The following is an 18,527-nucleotide window of genomic DNA, read 5'->3' as shown; positions in this document are numbered from 1 at the left end:
CCATCGAGCACGATCGGGAGCGTACGACAAATCGGCTTATCCCGTGCGGGATACCCATCACACTTAGAAAACGAGTGATTTTTTCACGTTTGGTCGGGCACCTGCCGAAAGGCGAACCGCAGCCACGGGACGTCCGCGACGACCGTGCGGGAACCGGGCTCGATCTCGGTGAACCCCGCGTCCCTGACCACGGGCAGACCGGAGCCGGCCAGCGCCCCCCAGTCGCCGGGCGCGGCGGTCCGCACGGCCACCGCCAGGCCGCGCTCCCGCCAGGCGCGGCGCGCGTCCTCGTCTCCGGCCCACCAGGCGAGCTGGGCGGCGTGCCCGGCCTGGGCCATCGCCTTGCCCGCCGACATCGCAAGGCCCGGGTTCACCCACAGGACCGGCTCCCCGGGCGCGGGCGGCGCCGGTTCGGCGGAGTCGGACAGGTCGGTGCCGGAGACCTGGAGACGCGACAGGTCCCTGGGCCAGGCGTCGAGCGGGACCGGCGGGTGGACCCGGACCTCGGCGGTGCCGTGGGTGACGGTGAGGCCGGGCAGTGCGAGCACCCGGCGCCACTCGGCTCCGCGCGCCCGCCGTACGACCTTTCTGATCCGGCCGTCCTCCCAGGCGCGGACCGCCTCGGCCCACTCGCCTCCGGGGGCCGCCTGCGGAGCGTCGAGCAGCGTCAGCACGGCCAGTGCGGCGGCCTCCAGGGCGTCGGTGCGCTCGGGTGGAGCCGCCCGTTCGATGCGGACCACGAGCGGAAGGACCCGCTGCCCGGCCACGTCCTCGTCCCGCCGGGGCCGTCCGGCCTCCGAGACCGCCCCCGGGGCCTCCGGGGCCCCCGTGAAGGTCCTCCCCGCCTCCGCCGTCCCCTCGGTCCTCACGTCCTCCGCCGCCTCCCCGGCCCCCGCGGCCTCCGCTGCGCCGTACCCGTCCCGCTGCCCGCTCGCCTCGTTCACGCCTTCCAGGGTGCCCGTCCGGCGGGGGTGCGTGGACCGGCGGGTCACGCCGTACCGGACGGACCGTCCCGGCCCGCCGGGCTCCCTCCACCGGAACGGGATCATCAGCCGCCCGATCGCGGAGAGTGACGACGATCCGGCCCGTCCGCATCCCGGCGGGCCGCCCACCTGCGACTCCATCGCTTCCCCACTCCCGCCGGGCCACATCCGAGCACTATGCGTTACCGGACATAGCGGACTTCACAGACATAAGGAACTTTCCTCCTTATTTTCGCAATTGCGTAGTTTCCCGATTACCGGCCCGCTTTGTTACAGGATGGGACGCCGCCGGTATCAGGTCTGCAACACCCAAGTCGCCCCACTTGTCCAGGGGAGACTCCCGATGCTCAGCTTTGTTCGACCATTGCTGACGGCTGACCCCAGACCGGACGATAAAAGGAGTGCTGCCGTGTTCCATGCGCGGACATCTGGCAAGTTTCTAGTAGCAGTGGCAGGAGGTGCACTCCTGCTGAGCGCCTGCGCGGGCACCGACTCGGCGAGCAAGCCCACCACGTCGGGCTCGGCCGCAGCCTCTTCGGGCTCCGGTGCGGGGAAGACGGTCACCTTCGCCTTCGACCAGGAGTTCAGCTCCTACAACGGCAACACCGGCGCTGAGAACGCCTCCCGCAACAACCTGCCGCTGCAGCGCGTGCTGACCGCTTTCTGGTACTTCGGCGGCGACGGCACGGTCACCCCGAACAAGGACTTCGGGACCTACGAGAAGATCTCCGACGACCCGCTGAAGGTCAAGTACACGATCAACCCCGCGGCCGTCTGGTCCGACGGCACGCCGATCGACTGTGACGACCTGATGCTGGCCTGGGCCGCCAACTCCGGCAAGATCAAGGGCTTCTCCACCGCCGGCACCACCGGCTACGAGCTCACCGACGTGCCGAACTGCGAAAAGGGCGGCAAGGAGATCACCCACACCTACAGCGAGCCGTTCGGTGACTGGGCCGGCGCGCTGTACGCGCAGGGCCAGATCATGCCGGCCCAGGTCGTGGAGAAGAAGGGTGGCCTGTCGGAGGACGAGTTCATCGAGGCCGTCAAGAAGAAGGACGCCAAGAAGCTCGCCGACGCGATCAAGTTCTACAACGACGGCTGGCTCATGAAGGGCCAGCTGCTCAGCGAGGACCTGATCCCCTCCTCCGGCCCGTACAAGCTGTCGAAGTTCGACGCCGGCCAGTCGCTGACCTTCACGGTCAACGACAAGTACTGGGGCCCCAAGCCGCAGGTGCAGACCATCGTCGAGCGCTTCATCGCGCTGGACCAGCAGGCGCAGGCGCTGCAGAACGGCGAGGTCAACATCGCCGTGCCGCAGCCCGGCCCGGACGTGCTGAACCAGCTGAACGCCCTTGAGGGCGTCACCGTCAAGACCGGTCCGCAGTACTTCTACGACCACCTTGACTTCAACATGGACTCCAGCCCGTTCAAGGACCGCACCCTGCGCGAGGCCTTCGCCAAGTGCGTTCCGCGGCAGCTGATCGTCGACAACCTGATCAAGCCGCTGAACCCGAACGCCACCATCCTCCAGGCCCGCCTGGTCTCCAGCGTCCAGCCGAGCTACGCCGACGTCGTCAACGGCATCGCCGGCGAGGACAAGAAGTACGACCAGGTCGACATCGAGGGCGCCAAGGCCCTGCTGAAGAAGGCCGGCAAGGAAGGCCTCGAGATCAAGATCGGCTACCAGTCGCCGAACCCCCGCCGCACCTCGGTCACCCAGCTGATCAGTGACTCCTGCAGCAAGGCCGGCTTCAAGATCAAGGACAACGGCGACGAGAACTTCTTCGGCAACGGCCTGACCAACAACACCTACGACGTGGCCCTGTTCGGCTGGATCGGCTCCGACCTGATCAGCGGCAGCACCTCGACGTACACCTCGCCCAGCAAGTGCGACAGCGAGCACAAGGGCAACAACAACGGCTGCTACTCGAACAAGAAGGTCGACGAGCTGCTGAAGAAGGTCAACGCGACCACCGACAAGGCCGCGCAGACCCCGCTCATCGCCGAGGCCGAGAAGATCATGTGGCAGGACCTCGCCACGATCCCGCTGTACGAGAACCCGAACCTGACCGCGTGGTCCGAGGGCGTCAACAACGTCATCCCGAACCCGACCCAGGCCGGCATCAGCTGGAACATGGACAAGTGGACGATCGAGTAGTCCCACCCGTTCCGACCGCGGGCCACGGCCACGGCCGCGGTTGACGGAAAACAGCAGTCCCCACGGGGCCGGGACCGGGAAGGCCACAAGCCCTCCCGGTCCCGGCCCTGATCCACGCAGTCCCTCTTCCATGAACGGGAGGTGACGAAGTGATCGTCTTCATCGCGCGGAGACTGGTCATCTCGTTCTTCGTCCTCCTGGCGGCGACCTTCATCATCTTCGTCCTCACCGCTTTCGCGGGCGACCCGCTTGAGGACCTCCGCCAGGACAACAGCCCCCAGAAGCTCACCAAGATCGCCGAGCGGTCCGAGCGGATGCAGCTCGACGTCCCCGTCGTGCTGCGCTATCTGGGCTGGCTGGGCCGGATCGTCCGCGGCGATCTCGGCGTGAACCGCGACGGCCAGGCCATCGCCCCCATCCTGAGCGACGCGCTCTCGGCGACCCTGCAGCTCGTGCTCGCCGCGACCGTGCTGGCCATCACGGTCGGCATCGTCATCGGCATCATCTCCGCGCTCCGCCAGTACAGCGGTTTCGACTACACCGTCACCTTCGCCGCCTTCATCTGCTTCTCCCTGCCGCTCTTCTGGGTGGCGGTCATGCTCAAGCAGTACGTCGCCATCGAGTTCAACAACTGGCTGAAGGACCCGGTCATCCCGCCCGCGGTGATCGGCGCCCTCGCCCTGCTCGGCGGCCTGATCTTCGGCGCCCTCACCGTCGGCGACCGCAGGCGCCGGCTCATCGCCTTCGCCGTCGGCCTCGTGGTCGGCGGCGCGCTGTTCACCGTCCTGTCGGTGACCCGCTGGTTCGCCGACCCCGGCCTGGGCACCCCCCTCATCCTGGCCTTCGGCCTGGCCGCCGCGGTCGGTTTCACCGCCCTGACCGCCGGCCTGCAGTATCGCGGCCCGCTGTACGCCACCCTCGCCGCCGCCGTGATCGGCGCGATCTGCTCGCAGATCCTCGGCCCCGTGCTGGCCGACCCGACCTGGCTGGAGATCGGCGGCCTGCTGCTGCTGACGATCGCCGTCTGCCTCGGCCTCGGCTACGTCCTCGGCGGCCTGCAGCGCCGTCAGGCGATGACCGCCGCCACGCTGACCGGCGTGTTCACCGGCGCCATGGTCTTCCTGGACCGGATGCTCCAGGCGTTCGCCGGCTACAGCGACACCGTGCGGCACCGCCCCATCTCGACGATCGGCGCCCGCACCCCCAACTACCAGGGCGACTTCTGGCAGACGGGCCTCGACAGCGCCGGCCACCTGCTGCTGCCGACCATGGCCCTCATCCTGATCTCTCTGGCCACCTACACCCGGTTCAGCCGGGCCAGCATGCTGGAGGTCATGAACCAGGACTACGTGCGCACCGCCCGGGCCAAGGGCCTCCCCGAGCGCACCGTCGTCCTCAAGCACGCCTTCCGCAACGGCCTGATCCCGGTCACCACCATGATGGCCTTCGACCTCGCCGGCGTGATCGGCGGCGCGGTGGTCACCGAGAACGTCTTCGGCTGGCGCGGCATGGGCTTCATGTTCACCAAGGGACTCATGGAGGTGGACCCGGGGCCGGTCATGGCGTTCTTCCTGGTCACCGGGGCCACGGTGGTCGTGTTCAACATGATCGCCGACATCCTCTACGCCTACCTCGACCCGCGCATCCGGCTGTCGTGAAAGCATCGGAGACCCACTCATGACACTCAGCGCACAAGCGCAGGCACCGGATGGCGGCGCCGAGCAGGGCATGACGATCGTCGCCCGCACCCAGGCCCAGATGGTGCGACGGCGGTTCTTCCGGCACCGGGCCGCGCTGGCCGGGATGATCGTCTTCGGCCTGGTCCTCGTGCTCGCTTTCAGCTCCATCGGTTTCGCCGGCATCCCCGGCTGGTGGCACCAGAGCTACATCACCACCGGGGCGCTGGTGAACCAGGGCAAGCCGACGCTCAGCCTGTCGCCGTTCACCATCGGCGACCATCCGTTCGGCCAGGACGACATCGGCGTCGACTACTTCGCCAAGTCCATGCGCGGCGCCCAGCAGTCGATCATCGTCGCCTTCCTGGTCGGCATCGTGGCCACCGTGGTCGGCGCCGTCGTCGGCGCGGTGGCCGGCTACTACCGCGGGCGCGTCGAGGCCGTCCTGATGCGCGTCACCGACGTGATGATCACCATTCCGGTCCTGGTCATCGCCGCCGTCCTCGGCCGCAAGTTCGGTGACGCCGGCGTGGTGCCGCTCGGCATCGTCCTCGGCCTGACGATCTGGCCCACCATGGCCCGCCTGCTGCGCGGCGAGTTCCTCTCGCTGCGGGAGAAGGAGTTCGTGGAGGCGGCCCGCGCGGTCGGCACCCCGGCCCGCCGGATCATCTTCCGGCACATCCTGCCCAACACCATCGGCGTGATCGTGGTCAGCGCGACGCTGGCCACCGCGAACGCGGTGCTGCTGGAGTCGGCGCTGTCGTTCCTCGGCCTGGGCGTGCAGGCCCCCGACACCTCCCTCGGTCAGCTGATCAACGAGTACCGCACCGCGTTCAGCACCCGTCCGTGGCTGTTCTGGTGGCCGGGCATCTTCATCATCGCGATCGCGCTGTCGATCAACTTCATCGGCGACGGCCTGCGCGACGCCTTCGATCCACGACAGACCCGGGTGCGTGCCTGATGACGACTCCTCCCAACGTGCCGATCGAGCCCCGCAAGGGCGACGTGCACACCTACGACATCGCCAGCACCATCCTCGACTCCTCGGGGGAGGTGCACACCGGCCTGCAGCGGGACGCCGTACGGCCCCCGTCGGAGGACGAGATCCTCCGGGTTCAGGACCTGAGCGTGGAGTTCCCGACCGAGGACGGCGTCGTGCACGCGGTCCGCGGCGTCTCCTACAGCCTGCGCGAACGCGAGGTGCTGGGCATCGTCGGCGAGTCGGGCTCCGGCAAGTCGGTCTCCTCCATGGCGGTCATGGGCCTGCTGCCCAAGAGCGCCCGGATCAAGGGCCGGATCCTGTTCCGCGGCGAGGACATGCTGAAGATGTCGCCTCGCAAGCAGCGGGGCCTGCGCGGCCGCAAGATCGCGATGATCTTCCAGGACCCGATGACCGCGCTGAACCCGGTGCACTCGATCGGCGACCAGCTCGCCGAGGCGGTGCTCGCGCACGAGCTGATGCCCCGCAAGAACGCGCTGGCCCGCGCCAAGGAGATGCTCGACCTCGTCGGCATCCCGCAGGCCGAGGCGCGGCTGCGCAGCTACCCGCACGAGTTCTCCGGCGGCATGCGCCAGCGCGCGATGATCGCCATGGCGGTCATCAACAACCCGGACGTCATCATCGCCGACGAGCCGACCACGGCCCTCGACGTGACCGTCCAGGCGCAGATCCTGGAGAAGCTCCTGGAGGTCAAGGACGCGGTCAACGCGGCGATCGTGCTCATCACCCACGACCTCGGCGTCATCGCGGGCATGGCCCACCGGGTGCTGGTGATGTACGCCGGGCGGCCGGTCGAGATCGGCGAAACCGACCCGGTCTTCGAGGGGCCCCGCATGCCGTACACGGCGGGCCTGCTGGGGTCGATCCCGTCGCTGGAGACCTCCGGCAGCCGGCTCCGGCCGATCAAGGGCACTCCCCCGTCGCTGATCAACCTGCCGACCGGCTGTCCCTTCTCGCCGCGCTGCCCGCTGGCCGACGAGGTGTGCCGGACCACCGAGCCGGAGCTGGCCGAGACCGACAGCGGCGGGCACTTCGCGGCCTGCCACCACTGGGACCGGCTGGCCGCGGTCGAGGACCCGACCGTGTTCTTCCGCACCGAGAGCGAGACCAAGGCATGAGTGTGACGACCGAGGAGACGCCCGCCCCGCAGCGGGAGCCGGACAGCGGCGACCACCTGCTCAAGGTCGAGGACCTGGTGATGAACTTCCCGGTCCGCGGCGGCGGTTTCCTGCGCCGGGTGGTGGCGCAGGTGCAGGCGGTCAGCGGCGTGTCCCTGCACGTGGACGAGGGCGAGACCCTCGGCGTGGTGGGCGAGTCGGGCTGCGGCAAGTCCACGACGGGCCGGGCGATCCTGCAGCTGCACAAGCCCACCTCGGGCTCGGTGCGCTTCCAGGGCAAGGAGCTGACCGCCATGTCGGTCAAGGAGCTCCAGCCCGTACGGCGCGACATGCAGATCGTCTTCCAGGACCCCTACGCCTCGCTCAACCCGAAGATGCCGGTCAACGACATCATCGCCGAGCCGCTGAAGGTCCACGAACGCTGGAAGGACGGCGGCCCCGACCGGGTCGCCGAGCTGCTGCGGCTGGTCGGCCTGAACCCCGAGCACGGAAACCGCTACCCGCACGAGTTCTCCGGCGGCCAGCGCCAGCGGGTCGGCATCGCCAGGGCCCTGGCCCTGGAGCCGAAGCTGCTGATCCTCGACGAGCCGGTGTCCGCACTCGACGTGTCGGTCCAGGCGGGCGTGGTGAACCTGCTGGAGGACCTGCAGGACGCGATGGGGCTGGCCTACGTCTTCATCGCCCACGACCTGTCGGTGGTGCGGCACATCTCCGACCGGGTCGCGGTGATGTATCTCGGCAAGGTCATCGAGACCGGCCTGCGGGACGACCTCTACGACCGTCCCGCCCACCCCTACACCCAGGCGCTGCTGTCGGCGGCTCCCATGGCCAACCCGAAGGAGGAGCGCGCCCGCGAGCGCGTCATCCTCACCGGTGACGTGCCGAGCCCGCTGAACCCGCCGAGCGGCTGCCGGTTCCGGACCCGCTGCTGGAAGGCGCAGGACATCTGCGCCACCGAGGAGCCCGCTCTCGTCGACCGCGGCAACGGCCACCCCGTGGCCTGCCACTTCGCCGAGGTCGCCGGAGCCTGACGAAAGCCCCCCGGGAGATCTCCCGGAACCCCCACAGACGCGCGAGCCGTACGGGACGCCCCCCACCCGTACGGCTCGCGCCTTGTCCGGGCCCCGCGCGCCATCGCCTTCTCCGAGGATGACGAACGGGTGGATCCCGCTCGCGGAAGACGATCCCGAACCGGCCGGCGAAGACCCGGATCAGAACAGGGACAGGCTGGGCATGAGCTCTCCCGCCGCGTCGATCAGCAGTCCGGCCGCGGTGATCGCCGCCGCGGCCTCGCCTTGTTCGACGTCATCGCCTGGCCGCATCGGGTACTCGATCTCATTTCGGCGGCGGCGCAGCGCTCCGAACGACCTGAAGGCATCACCGAACTGGGCACGCAGCACCTCCTCTACGACATAGTGACCACCTGCCGTGGTGGGGCGGAGACCCTGATGGGCCAGCAGCGCCGTACAGGCGTGCCGGGCGGCGTCGTAGGCGAGAATGAACGCGCTGTCCGGATCAGCGGTTATCGCCTGCGCGGTGCGCAATGTCCGCCTGGCTCGTTCCAGCCATTCGGTGCCGTCGGCGGCCGAACCGCCGATCTTCTGGAGCCGCCTCTGCGCGAGCAGGTGTTCCACCTCTGCTCGCCCTTTGGACCAACGCATCACGCACCCTCCCCGGACGGCTCTCCGGCCCAGACCAGCGGCGACGACCGGATCTGCTCGACGAGCGGGTCCGCGGCCTCCTCCCAGCGCTCACGGGACAGGATGACGGGATTCACGGGAATCTCCAGCCGCCGTTCCACCCGATCGGCGGCCTCGTAGACGTCCGCCCGGGAGGGATGCCCTATGACCATGATGTCGATGTCGTTGGGAGGCGGGCCCGGTTCCCCGCGGTAACGGCTCGCCCAGGAACCGAAGATGCCCACCGCCTCCACGTCACGGACGGCGGCGAACTCCTGCTCTACGAGGGCGTGGGGTCCGAACGTCAATGTCAGCAGCTCGGTGAGCGGCCGGGCGTAACGACCGGATGTCTCGGCGCGGATCAGGTGTGCTCTGCCGATCCTGCGGCTGGAAAGAAGGCCGGCCTGTAGCAGGCGGCCCACCTCGCGTTGCATCGTCGTCAGCGGCACGCCGACTCGCCTGGCGAGCTCGGTCAGGGTGAACTCCCGTTCCGGACGAAGGTAGAGGAGCGCGAGCAACTCTGCCTGGTGCCTCGATCGGAAGATCGGCAACAGCGGAGGCGGCTCACTACGCATAGATGAAACTTATCACCCACCTATGCGTAGCGTCTCAGGTTTCGGTGCCGATATCACAGCCTGTCACTCCGCCGAGGTCACCGCATGCCACTTCGCCGAGATGGCCGGAGTCTGGCAGAAGGCCCCGGGAGATCTCCCGGCACCCCCACAGACGCGCGAGCCGTACGGGACGCCCCCCCACCCGTACGGCTCGCGCCTTGTCCGGGCCCCGCGCCGTACCTGACAGGAGCCGACAGGTACGGGCGGCAGGATGAGGTCCGTTCCACGGGCGCGGAAGGCCGGGCCCGTGCCGTACGACGACCGAGGAGCCCCTCAGATGCCCCGCGCCACCGGTACCTTCTCCATCGACAGCTGGGAGCCCGCCCCCTACGACGAGGCGGAGGGGGCCGCGCTCTCCCGGGTCCACGTCGTCAAGACCTTCGACGGCGGTCTGAAGGGCGCCAGCACCACCGACATCATCACCGCCGTCGTCAGTGAGGACTCCGCGGCCTACGCCGGCTTCGAGCGGTTCACCGGCGTCCTCGACGGCCGCGAGGGCACCTTCGTGCTCCACCACAACGCCACCGCCCACGCCGGGGAGTCGGCCCTGAGCTGGACCGTGCTCCCCGGCTCGGGCACCGGCGGTCTGGCCGGCCTCAGCGGCGGAGGGCAGATCGTCAATGACGGCGGCGCCCACTCCTACCACCTGGACTACGAGCTCGGCTGAGCCCTCGCGGGCCGTCCCGCCGCGACCGTCCGGGCGGCCCCGTGGCCCGGACGCCCGGCAGCCCAGGAGGTCCGGCCCTCGGGCGGGATCCAGCCTCCCGGGGATCCGGGTCTCAGGCGCCGAGCAGCGCCGCGACCGCGCCGGTCGCCGCCGGATACCGACCGAGCAGCGCCCGCACCCGCTCCTCCCCCGCGTCCGGCACGCCGCCGGCGGGCCCCTCCGGCCACTCCGGCCACTCCGGCGGGCAGCCGAGCAGTCCGGCCACGGCATCGCACGCCGCGGGGTGCCGCGCCAGCAGACCGGTCACCGGACCGCTCGGCGCGGGCGCCGCCCCGCCGGGCCGGCCGGTCCGGGCGGGACCGGCCAGGCGGTCCCACGGCGGGGTCCATCCGTCCAGCTCGGCCAGCCCGCCGGGGAAGGTCCGGCCCGCCTCCCGGACGAGCACCGGCACCAGCTCCGGCACGTTCCGGCGCAGCGTCGCGATCAGCGTCGGCAGCCACGGCAGCAGGACGGGGTCGGGCAGCCGCGCGAACGCCTTGGACAGCGCCTCCACCACGAACGGCGCCAGCCCCGGGACCGGGTCGAGCGCCTGGACGAACCCGCTCAGGTAGAGCGGGAAGGCGGGGACGACCAGCGGGTTGCCCAGCAGTCCGTCGCACCGGGCGCGCAGCTCCTCCCTCGGGAGCAGGCCCAGCTGCGTCTCGGCGGCCCACAGCAGCGCCACCTTGGCCGGGGCCTCCGGGTGCGACTGCCGTACGGCCAGCTCCAGCTGGGTCCGGTCGCAGCCCAGGGACAGCGCCAGGCCCTCCATGGAGAACAGGAAGCCCAGCATCGCGCCGACCTGGCGGACACCGCTGTCGTCGGCGAAGGCGGACGGCAGCAGCGTGCAGTAGTGGGCGTACCCGGCGGTGACGAACGCCTCGCACCAGGCCGGCAGGCCCGGCGCGGCGGCGCGGTGGTGGGCCAGCAGCCGCCGCATCCGGCGCAGCACCTCGGGGGCGTCGTCGACGGTGCGCTCGGCGGCCAGCAGCTCCACCGCGCGGGCGCCCAGCTCGTCGGCGAAGCGGCCGCCGCCCAGGTAGAGGATGGCGTCCTCCACCGCCTCCAGCGCGGTCCCCGCGGTGGCCCGCGGGTCCCGGACCTTGCGGCGCAGCCGCTGCTCCAGCACCTGCTCGACGGTGACGCCCTCGTAGCCCAGCTCGACGATGGACCGCTGGTGGCGGCCGATCGCCAGGTCCCAGCTCTCCTGGATGGGCCGCTCACCGAGGCGCCGCACCCCCATGATGGGCCGGGCCGCGTCGTCGGGCAGCAGGTAGCGCAGCATCCACAGCAGGTCCGAGCACGGCCGGAGCTCCGGGTTCGCCGTCAGGTCCAGCAGAACCCGCTGCTGGGTGCGCCGGCCCAGGTCGATCCCCAGGGGCTCCAGCCGGTCGTAGACGTCACGGGCCAGCGGGGGAAGCGCCTCATAGCCGACCACGCCGACCCGGTCGCCGCCCAGCAGGATCTCGCACAGGCGGCGGACGTCGCGACGGCCGGGCACCGCGTCCTTCTCGATGCAGGTCACCGCGGCGTCGGCGAAGTCGTACGGCGTCGGCCTGGCCCGGCCGCGCACCCCCGCGAGCAGGATCGACGTCTCGAACACCGCGATGGCGTCGGCCGTGCTGGCGAGGTAACCGTTGCGGCGGGCCAGCCGCACGATGTCCACGCACCACCCGCGCAGCTCGTCCTCGTCCAGGCCGTCCAGCGCGGGCGGGGCGGCCAGGAACCCCGACAGCCGGTCGGGGGCCGGCTCCGGCGCCGCCGCCGTGACCGCCTTCCCGGCCTTCCCGTTCTTCCCGGCCTTCCCGGATCTGGCGCGGCCGCCCTGCTGCCCCGCCAGCCGGTACGGCGTGACACCGCCGCGGGTCGCGGCCTTTGCCCAGGTCGCCGCGGCGATCGACACCGACCCCTGGGCCAGTCCGAACTGCGCCTCGATGGCCGAGTGGCTGGAGGGGATGAGCCCGTACAGCCAGTCGGTGGCCGTGCGGGGGGTGATGACGTACGGAGGCGCGCCGGACTCCAGGCCGAACTCGGCGACCCGGCTGACGGCGTGGAAGGCGCCGCACACGTACAGGCACTCCGCCGGGTCGGCGCCGGACGCGGCGAGGTGCTCCCGGATCCGGGTCCACATGTAGCGCTCGCGCTCCTCGTCGACGGCCAGGCGGTCGCCGTCGGAGGGGCGCAGCCGGCGGAACAGGCTGCCGATCAGCGCCATGGCCTGCCGGTAGGTGTCGTGGTCCGCGCCGGTCAGCGGCTGCTCGACGTACTGGTCCCACCACTCCGACCAGTGGCGGACCTTGCCGTGGTGCAGCAGGTACGCCTCCAGCTCGGCGAAGCCGGGCCGCAGGTCGCCGATCTCCACACCCACGGCGTCGCCGTGCAGGGCCGCCTCCTCGTCCCGCCCGTCGTCGGCCTCACCGGCCGGGGAGGCCGGAGCGACCGCACCGCCCGGGGAGGCCGGGGCGCCCGGGGAGGCGTGGCCGTCCGGAGCGCCTCCGGACCCGTCGCCGGCCGGCTCCCGGGGCAGCCACTGGAAGACGTGGTCCACCGAGCGGTCCACCAGCACCAGCTCGACACCGGGGGTCTCCAGCGCGTAGGCGATGGCCTGGTACTCCGCCGACGCCTCGGTCACCGGCGCCACCACGCTCAGCGGGCCCGAGCCGGGCGGGAAGCCGTCCAGCCGGGTGGCGAACGCCTGCAGCGCCACCGGCAGCCGGCAGTTGCGCAGCTCGGAGAGGAGCGGCTGCAGGTCCTCGCACAGCTCCAGGTAGACGACCTTGGGCCGCTTGCCGCGCAGCCGCCGCGTCATGGCCAGCGCGGAGGCCGGCGAGTGGTGGCACACCGGGAAGATCTCCAGCTTCTCCCCCAGCATCCGGTCGACGTCGTCGACCATGCCGGCCAGGATGCCGGACAGGGCGTCCCCGCCGCCGGAGAACGCCTCGGCGGCGTCGAGGAGCTGCTCGCGCAGCGCGTCGAAGGCGCTCATGACAGCGTCGAGATCGCCTGGCGGCCGCCCTCGAGGAAGCCGGTCCACTCCCCGCCGTCCTTGCGGCTGCGCGGCTCGACGACGCCGTGCCAGTACTTGTTCAGGATCGCGAGGTCCTCAGGGGAACGCCTGGCCAGCGACCCCACCAGGGCGCCGCCCAGCGTCTCGGCGCGCAGCGCCCGGTCGCCGAAGAAGTGACTGTGCAGGATGGCGTCCTCCAGCACGCCGATCTGCTCGGCGGTGGACAGCGCCGACTCCAGCCTCTCGTCCTCGCTCGCGGCCGACGCCGCGGCGGCGCGCAGGTCGGCGAAGCTCTGCAGCAGGACGTCCAGCAGCGTGGGCGGCACGTCCAGCTCGATGCTGTGGCGGCGCAGCAGCTCCGTGGTGCGGAAACGGACGATCTCCGCCTCGCTGGTCCTGTTCGTCACCACCGGGATGCGGACGAAGTTGAACCGCCGCTTCAGCGCCGAGGACAGGTCGTTGACGCCCCGGTCACGGCTGTTGGCCGTGGCGATGATCGAGAAACCGGGCCGGGCGAACACGGTGTTGTCGGTGTCGAGCTCGGGGATGGACACGTACTTCTCGGACAGGATCGAGATCAGCGCGTCCTGCACGTCGCTGGTCGAGCGGGTCAGCTCCTCGAAGCGGCCGATCATGCCCCGCTCCATCGCCGTCATGATCGGCGAGGGGATCATCGACTCGCGGGACTGCCCCTTGGCGATCACCATGGAGACGTTCCAGGAGTACTTGATGTGATCCTCCGTGGTGCCCGCCGTACCCTGGACGACCAGAGTGGAGTTGCGGCAGATGGCGGCCGACAGCAGCTCGGCCAGCCAGCTCTTGCCCGTTCCCGGGTCGCCGATCAGCAGCAGGCCGCGGTCGGAGGCGAGCGTCACGATGCTGCGCTCGACGAAGCTCCGGTCACCGAACCACTTCTGCGGGATCTCCCGGTCCAGGCCGTCGGAACGCTCGGAGCCGAGGACGAAGAGCCGGACCATCCGGGGGCTGAGCCGCCAGGAGAACGGCTTGGGCCCGTCGTCCACGGACTCCAGCCAGTCGAGCTCCTCGGCGTACTTCACTTCGGCGGGCGCGCGCAGCATCTCGTTGTTCATCAGGGGTTTCTCCTAAACGGGGAGGTTCTCAGGCGAGGAAGTTCTTCAGCTCGACGACGAGCTTGCGGATGTGTCCGGAGATGACCGGCGTGCCGAGGTTCTTGAGCTTCTGCCGGAACCACGGGTTGACGCTCTGCTGGCCGCCGCTGCTCACCGAGCCCACGGGGATGACCCGGACGCCGGAGCGGTGCAGCGACTCCATCCCGGCGAAGACGGCGTCGCAGTTCCACTCGTAGAAGTCCGAGATCCACACGACCACGGTGTTGCGCGGGTCGGCGACCTTCGGCTGGGCGAGGGCCAGTGCGGCCGTGCCGTCGGTGCCGCCGCCGAGCTGCGTGCGCAGCAGCACCTCGAACGGGTCGTGCACCCAGGGGGTGAGGTCGAGCGCGCGGGTGTCGTAGGCGATGAGGTGCACGTCGACCTTGGGCAGCCCGGCGAAGATCGAGGCCAGGATGGTGCAGTTCACCATGGCGTCGACCATCGAGCCCGACTGGTCGACGACCACGATCACCCGGGCCGGGGTGACGCGCTTGGCGGTCCGCCGGTAGTACAGCCGGTCGACGTAGAGCCGCTGGTCCTCGGGGTTGTAGTTGACGAGGTTCTTCCAGACGGTGCGCTCGACGTCGAGGTTGCGGAACACCCGCTTGGGCGGGATCGACCGGTCGACGACTCCCGCGCTGGCCTTGGCGACCTGCGTGCGCAGCACCTCGGCGACCTCGTCGACGAACCTGCGGATCAGCGCCTTGGCGTTGGCCAGCGCCACACCCGAAAGGTTGGCCTTGTCGCGCAACAGCTGCTCGACGAGCGACATGCTGGGGGTGAGCCGCTTCGCCAGGGCGGGGTCGGCCAGGACCTCGCGCAGCCGCATGCGGCGGACCAGGTCGGCCTCCAGGTCGGCCAGCACCCCGGACAGCTCGCGGCCGCTCTCGCCGTATCCCGTGCCGGGACCGTGTCCCGCACCCGCGCCGTGTCCCGCGCCGGGCCCGCCGGAGCCGCTCCCGGAACCCGGGCCCGCGCCCGGACCGGTCCCCGCGCCGGGCCCGGCGCCGGGCCCGCCGGAGCCCGCCGCGGCTCCCGGAGCACCGCCCTGGGCGCCGCCCGGAGCGCCGCACGCGCCGAGGGCCTGCGTCAGCCAGCCGGCGTCCTGCTGCCAGGCCGCCAGCTGCGTCGCGGTGACGTCGCCCGCCCCGGTGTCGAAGACGTTGAGCAGCAGCTTCGACACCAGGGCGGCCCTGCGGACCTCGTCACCGGGCACGGGCTCCCCCGGCGCGAACAGGTCCCGGAACTCGCCGGCCAGCTCGGGGAAGCGCTGCACCAGCGTGTCGACCGACACGGAGGGGTCGAGCAGCGCCGCGGGCAGTCCGAGATCGCCGACGACCGCCATGCTCGCGGTCTCCAGTGCGGGCTGCTCGTCGTGGTCGAAGAGGCGGGCCAGCAGCCGCCAGTAGAGCACCTGCCGCCGGTTCCGCGCGGCGCCGGCGGGGAGGCCGTCGCCGGCCGCGGGACCGCCGGCCGGGGCGTCCGCACCTTGGAGGGCGTCCGTACCTCCGGCCGCGCCCCCGTCCGTACGGATGTCGCCCGTGTGGATGTCAGCCGTGTGGATGTCGTCGCTCATCTCCGCAGCAACCGCCCGGCTCGCTCGCGCAGCACCGCGACCGGGTCTCCGGCCCTGGCCTCGGCCTTCACCGCCTTGGGATCGGTGGGGCCGAGCGCCCAGTCGCCGGTGGCGACCTCGACCGTCTCCTTCTTCACCTTCGTCTGTACGGCGAGCGGCTGCAGCAGCCAGCGGCCGCCGTCCCAGCGGAGCAGCCCGACGCACGCCGTGGAGCCCGCCACCAGCTTCGGGGTGAGCGGGCCGCAGGCGGGCAGCCGCTCGGTGTCCACGGCGAGCACGTTGCCGCCCAGGTCGAACGAGCCGTCCTTGGTGACCTTGTAGTCCTCCACCAGCACGGGTTCGGCGAGGCGCACCGGGACGCGGTCCAGGGGCGGCACCGCCGGGGCGAGCGCGCCTGCGAGGTGCAGCCGGGCTGCGGTGAAGGGGTCGGCGGGCCTGCCCGGCAGGGCGCGGTCGTCGTCCCAGAGCAGGTCGCCGCCGTCGAGCAGCGGCAGGTCCGTGACGTCCAGGCAGCGGCGGTCCGCCAGCGCGGTCAGCAGCGCGCCGTGGCGCTGCGGCAGCCTCCACATCGCGGGACCGGTGATGGTGTCCACCTTCGCGGCGGTGACTCCGGTCCGCACCAGCCTGGGCCTGCCGCCGTCCGCGGGTTCCAGGACGGCGTGGACCTGGAACTGGACGGCGGTGCCGTGCTCGTGCACGTCGACGCCGAGGATCAGCAGCCGTCCCGACACCGTCTCCACGGGCCGGGGAGCGCCGGAGGGGACGCCGTCGTGCGACAGCAGCACGGCCCGGGTCCACAGGTCGGCCCAGCGGCGGACCGGCAGGTGCTCCATCGTGCCGACCGGGCAGGAGGCGCGCAGCTCGGCGGCGAGGCCGTCCAGCAGCACCGCGAGCCTGCGCCTCCCCGGTACGGCCGGCAGCGCCTCGGCGACCTGGTCCGCGGCGGAGACGAGGTCGTGGTCGACGCCCCGCCATCCGGTGATCGCCAGCTCGCGCAGCCAGGATCGGACCCCGCCGAACGGACTCGCCGCGTCGTCCTCCCCGGGCTCCGGCCCGGCGCTCCAGGGGGCGCGCTCGCGGCCCAGCGCCGCGTCCAGGCCGGCGAGCAGGGCGTCGTGCACGGCGCCGAGCAGCGCGGCCCGGCCGCCGGCCAGGGCCGTCAGGTGGTCCTCGGTGATCGAGCCGGAGGCGACCCCGGCGGCGGCCTCGGCCAGCCGCCCGCCGATCGGGGTGGCCGCGAACGCCCCGGCCAGCGCGGCCAGCGCCTCAGTATGCTCCTCGGCGAGCCGGGCCAGGCCGTGCACCAGGGCGTCGTCGAAGCCGTTCACCAGGCCGAGCGCCTCCCCGGTGCCCTCGGGTTCGCCGTCGAGCAGTGTGGCCAGCTGTACGGCGAGCATCAGGCCACCGTCCCCGAGGACGGGAACCAGTGCAGTTCGGGGATCGGCTCGGTGGTGTCGGGGATCTCCAGGTAGGCCAGGTGGCGCAGGAAGCGGCTGAACACCATGGCCGCCGGGGCGGGCTGGTGGGAGCCGTTCAGGCAGCCGACCAGGTCGCCGCCCTCGGGGACGTCGACCCGCAGGTAGCGGGCCACGCGGCCGAGGCCGTACTGCAGAACCGCCTCGGCGGCGAGGGCGCGCAGGTGTTTGCACGGCGCGCCGTACAGGCCGCCGCAGGGGCGGTTGTTGTTGGTGCTGCAGTTGTAGGCGTGGGTTCCGGCGGCGATGGAGGAGACGTAGACCCGGCCGATGTCCGAGCCGCTCGACACCACGCCCTGCAGCCGGCCGTCCGCCAGCTCGACGAAGGGCACCTTCGCCAGCTTCCGGGGCTGGACGGGCGGCACCACCCGCACCCTGCTCAGATGTTCCCGCGCGGCTCCGCCGCCGGGTGAACTTTCGATCATGGTCAGGGACCGTAGTAGATCACTCCGACAGAAATCCGCGGAAAAGAGTCACTCCCTCGCGAGGACGTCCCACCGGCACGCGAGCGCCCCGGCGGGGAGGGGCCCGCGGACCCGCCGTCACGCTCGCGCCGCGCCGCCGGTGGCGTCGGTGGCGTCGGTGGCGTCGCGGGACCCACGGGCCCGGCCTCAGGCTCGTGCCGCGCCGCCCGCGGTGCCGCCGGTGGCGGTGATCCCGGCCCCGATGCCGGCCTCGATGCCGTCGAGAAGCCAGGTCAGGCCGAGGGCGAAGCCGGTGTCCCAGTCGCCGTCCGCGACGAGGGGGCCGTGGGCGGCGAGGGCGGGGTAGCGCTCCCGGTCGGCGCGCAGGCGTTCCCGGGCGGCCCGCCGTACCTCCTCGTCCGCGTCGGCCAGCCAGGTGGACTGCATCAGCGCCGAGCCGATGACGTAGTTGGACAACCCGTACGCCGCCGCGGTCAGGCGCGGCTCGACGACCCCGGCGCCCAGAAGGGTCGCGTAGAGGAACTCGCTGCGGGCCAGCACGTTGGGGCCCAGCATCGGGCGGCCCAGCAGCGCCGCCGACCAGGGATGCCTCAGCAGGACGGCGCGCCATCCGTCGATCAGAGCGGTGATCCCGGCACGCCATCCCCGGCCGTCCTCCGGCGGGATCACGACCTCGGCGAAGATCAGGTCGAGGGCGAGGTCGATGACGTCGTCCTTGGTCTTCACGTGCCAGTACAGCGTGGTGGAACCGGTGCCGAGCCGCTCCGCCAGGCGCCGCATGGTCAGCCGGTCGGCCCCCTCGGCGTCCAGGAGGGCCACCGCCTCCTCGACGATCCGGTTCCGGCTGAGGGGCGGGGCGTCGCGGCCCGTCCGCCCCGGCGGCCGCAGCCACACGTCTCCCGCGGCGCCCTGGCGGTGTGTCGCGGATTCCCTCTTGCTCGTGCCCACGGGGAAGAGTCTAGTATGGCGATCGACGA

General features: G+C 71.5%; 15 protein-coding genes. 6 read left to right on the top strand and 9 right to left on the bottom strand.

Translation table 11 applies throughout. From position 1 onward, the window contains the following. Positions 1-83: 83 nt before the first annotated feature. Positions 84-944, bottom strand: a complete 861-nt coding sequence (locus tag ACZ6W9_RS32950) for an aminoacyl-tRNA hydrolase (protein ID WP_470121257.1) — start codon at positions 942-944, stop codon at positions 84-86. Between the two features lie 487 nt (positions 945-1,431). Here ACZ6W9_RS32950 and ACZ6W9_RS32945 point away from each other — a divergent pair, with 487 nt between their 5' ends. From ACZ6W9_RS32945 to ACZ6W9_RS32925, 5 genes are all read left to right on the top strand, one after another. Further along, the gene (locus ACZ6W9_RS32945; protein ID WP_389969059.1) at positions 1,432-3,144 is read left to right on the top strand and encodes an ABC transporter family substrate-binding protein; all 1,713 of its coding nucleotides are present in this window, start codon (positions 1,432-1,434) and stop codon (positions 3,142-3,144) included. A 149-nt stretch (positions 3,145-3,293) separates the two neighbouring features. After that, positions 3,294-4,802: an ABC transporter permease gene (locus tag ACZ6W9_RS32940; protein ID WP_389969057.1), complete on the top strand. Its 1,509-nt coding sequence runs from the start codon at positions 3,294-3,296 to the stop codon at positions 4,800-4,802. Positions 4,803-4,821: 19 nt separating this feature from the next. Continuing rightward, positions 4,822-5,781 (top strand): ABC transporter permease, encoded by a 960-nt coding sequence (locus ACZ6W9_RS32935; protein ID WP_389969055.1) that lies wholly within the window; start codon positions 4,822-4,824, stop codon positions 5,779-5,781. Further along, positions 5,781-6,938 carry an ABC transporter ATP-binding protein gene (locus ACZ6W9_RS32930; protein ID WP_389969053.1) on the top strand — a complete coding sequence of 386 codons (1,158 nt, stop codon included), beginning with the start codon at positions 5,781-5,783 and terminating at the stop codon, positions 6,936-6,938. Before ACZ6W9_RS32935 ends, ACZ6W9_RS32930 begins: the two co-directional genes overlap by 1 nt. Continuing rightward, on the top strand, positions 6,935-7,969 hold the full coding sequence (locus ACZ6W9_RS32925) for an ABC transporter ATP-binding protein (RefSeq protein ID WP_362937622.1): 1,035 nt from the start codon (positions 6,935-6,937) through the stop codon (positions 7,967-7,969). The genes ACZ6W9_RS32930 and ACZ6W9_RS32925 overlap by 4 nt, the downstream gene beginning before the upstream one ends. Before the next feature lie 180 nt (positions 7,970-8,149). On the opposite strand, the gene ACZ6W9_RS32920 is transcribed toward ACZ6W9_RS32925, so the two are convergent. Further along, positions 8,150-8,572: a HEPN domain-containing protein gene (locus ACZ6W9_RS32920; protein ID WP_389969050.1), complete on the bottom strand. Its 423-nt coding sequence runs from the start codon at positions 8,570-8,572 to the stop codon at positions 8,150-8,152. Positions 8,573-8,598: 26 nt separating this feature from the next. Continuing rightward, positions 8,599-9,192, bottom strand: coding sequence for a helix-turn-helix domain-containing protein (locus ACZ6W9_RS32915; RefSeq protein ID WP_389969048.1), 594 nt, complete (start codon positions 9,190-9,192; stop codon positions 8,599-8,601). A gap of 316 nt (positions 9,193-9,508) precedes the next feature. Between ACZ6W9_RS32915 and ACZ6W9_RS32910 the strand changes: the two genes are divergently transcribed. Continuing rightward, entirely contained in the window at positions 9,509-9,898 is a 390-nt protein-coding gene (locus tag ACZ6W9_RS32910; protein WP_389969046.1) for a DUF3224 domain-containing protein, read from the top strand. A 112-nt stretch (positions 9,899-10,010) separates the two neighbouring features. On the opposite strand, the gene ACZ6W9_RS32905 is transcribed toward ACZ6W9_RS32910, so the two are convergent. The 6 genes from ACZ6W9_RS32905 to ACZ6W9_RS32880 all read right to left on the bottom strand — a co-directional run bounded on the left by ACZ6W9_RS32905 (position 10,011) and on the right by ACZ6W9_RS32880 (position 18,498). Further along, positions 10,011-12,923: a DUF5682 family protein gene (locus tag ACZ6W9_RS32905; RefSeq protein ID WP_389969044.1), complete on the bottom strand. Its 2,913-nt coding sequence runs from the start codon at positions 12,921-12,923 to the stop codon at positions 10,011-10,013. Continuing rightward, entirely contained in the window at positions 12,920-14,035 is a 1,116-nt protein-coding gene (locus ACZ6W9_RS32900) for an ATP-binding protein (RefSeq protein WP_389969042.1), read from the bottom strand. Before ACZ6W9_RS32900 ends, ACZ6W9_RS32905 begins: the two co-directional genes overlap by 4 nt. A gap of 28 nt (positions 14,036-14,063) precedes the next feature. Then, positions 14,064-15,650: a vWA domain-containing protein gene (locus ACZ6W9_RS32895; RefSeq protein WP_470121251.1), complete on the bottom strand. Its 1,587-nt coding sequence runs from the start codon at positions 15,648-15,650 to the stop codon at positions 14,064-14,066. After that, positions 15,647-17,047, bottom strand: coding sequence for a hypothetical protein (locus ACZ6W9_RS32890; protein ID WP_389969038.1), 1,401 nt, complete (start codon positions 17,045-17,047; stop codon positions 15,647-15,649). Before ACZ6W9_RS32890 ends, ACZ6W9_RS32895 begins: the two co-directional genes overlap by 4 nt. Beyond that, positions 17,047-17,550 (bottom strand): hypothetical protein, encoded by a 504-nt coding sequence (locus tag ACZ6W9_RS32885; RefSeq protein WP_470121248.1) that lies wholly within the window; start codon positions 17,548-17,550, stop codon positions 17,047-17,049. The genes ACZ6W9_RS32890 and ACZ6W9_RS32885 overlap by 1 nt, the downstream gene beginning before the upstream one ends. 186 nt (positions 17,551-17,736) lie before the next feature. Then, entirely contained in the window at positions 17,737-18,498 is a 762-nt protein-coding gene (locus tag ACZ6W9_RS32880; RefSeq protein ID WP_389969034.1) for a TetR/AcrR family transcriptional regulator, read from the bottom strand. Positions 18,499-18,527 lie beyond the last annotated feature (29 nt).

The organism is Streptosporangium sp. NPDC053982, assembly GCF_055585205.1.
This window is presented reverse-complemented; position numbering and strand designations above follow the sequence as displayed.

What these genes read in the sequence shown, in the direction of transcription:
- ACZ6W9_RS32910 (WP_389969046.1), top strand. Translation starts at nt 9,509, where the DNA reads ATGCCCCGCGCCACCGGTACCTTCTCCATCGACAGCTGGGAGCCCGCC.
- ACZ6W9_RS32885 (WP_470121248.1), bottom strand. Translation starts at nt 17,550, where the DNA reads ATGATCGAAAGTTCACCCGGCGGCGGAGCCGCGCGGGAACATCTGAGC.
- ACZ6W9_RS32900 (WP_389969042.1), bottom strand. Translation starts at nt 14,035, where the DNA reads ATGAACAACGAGATGCTGCGCGCGCCCGCCGAAGTGAAGTACGCCGAG.
- ACZ6W9_RS32935 (WP_389969055.1), top strand. Translation starts at nt 4,822, where the DNA reads ATGACACTCAGCGCACAAGCGCAGGCACCGGATGGCGGCGCCGAGCAG.
- ACZ6W9_RS32905 (WP_389969044.1), bottom strand. Translation starts at nt 12,923, where the DNA reads ATGAGCGCCTTCGACGCGCTGCGCGAGCAGCTCCTCGACGCCGCCGAG.
- ACZ6W9_RS32895 (WP_470121251.1), bottom strand. Translation starts at nt 15,650, where the DNA reads ATGAGCGACGACATCCACACGGCTGACATCCACACGGGCGACATCCGT.
- ACZ6W9_RS32925 (WP_362937622.1), top strand. Translation starts at nt 6,935, where the DNA reads ATGAGTGTGACGACCGAGGAGACGCCCGCCCCGCAGCGGGAGCCGGAC.
- ACZ6W9_RS32915 (WP_389969048.1), bottom strand. Translation starts at nt 9,192, where the DNA reads ATGCGTAGTGAGCCGCCTCCGCTGTTGCCGATCTTCCGATCGAGGCAC.
- ACZ6W9_RS32930 (WP_389969053.1), top strand. Translation starts at nt 5,781, where the DNA reads ATGACGACTCCTCCCAACGTGCCGATCGAGCCCCGCAAGGGCGACGTG.
- ACZ6W9_RS32890 (WP_389969038.1), bottom strand. Translation starts at nt 17,047, where the DNA reads ATGCTCGCCGTACAGCTGGCCACACTGCTCGACGGCGAACCCGAGGGC.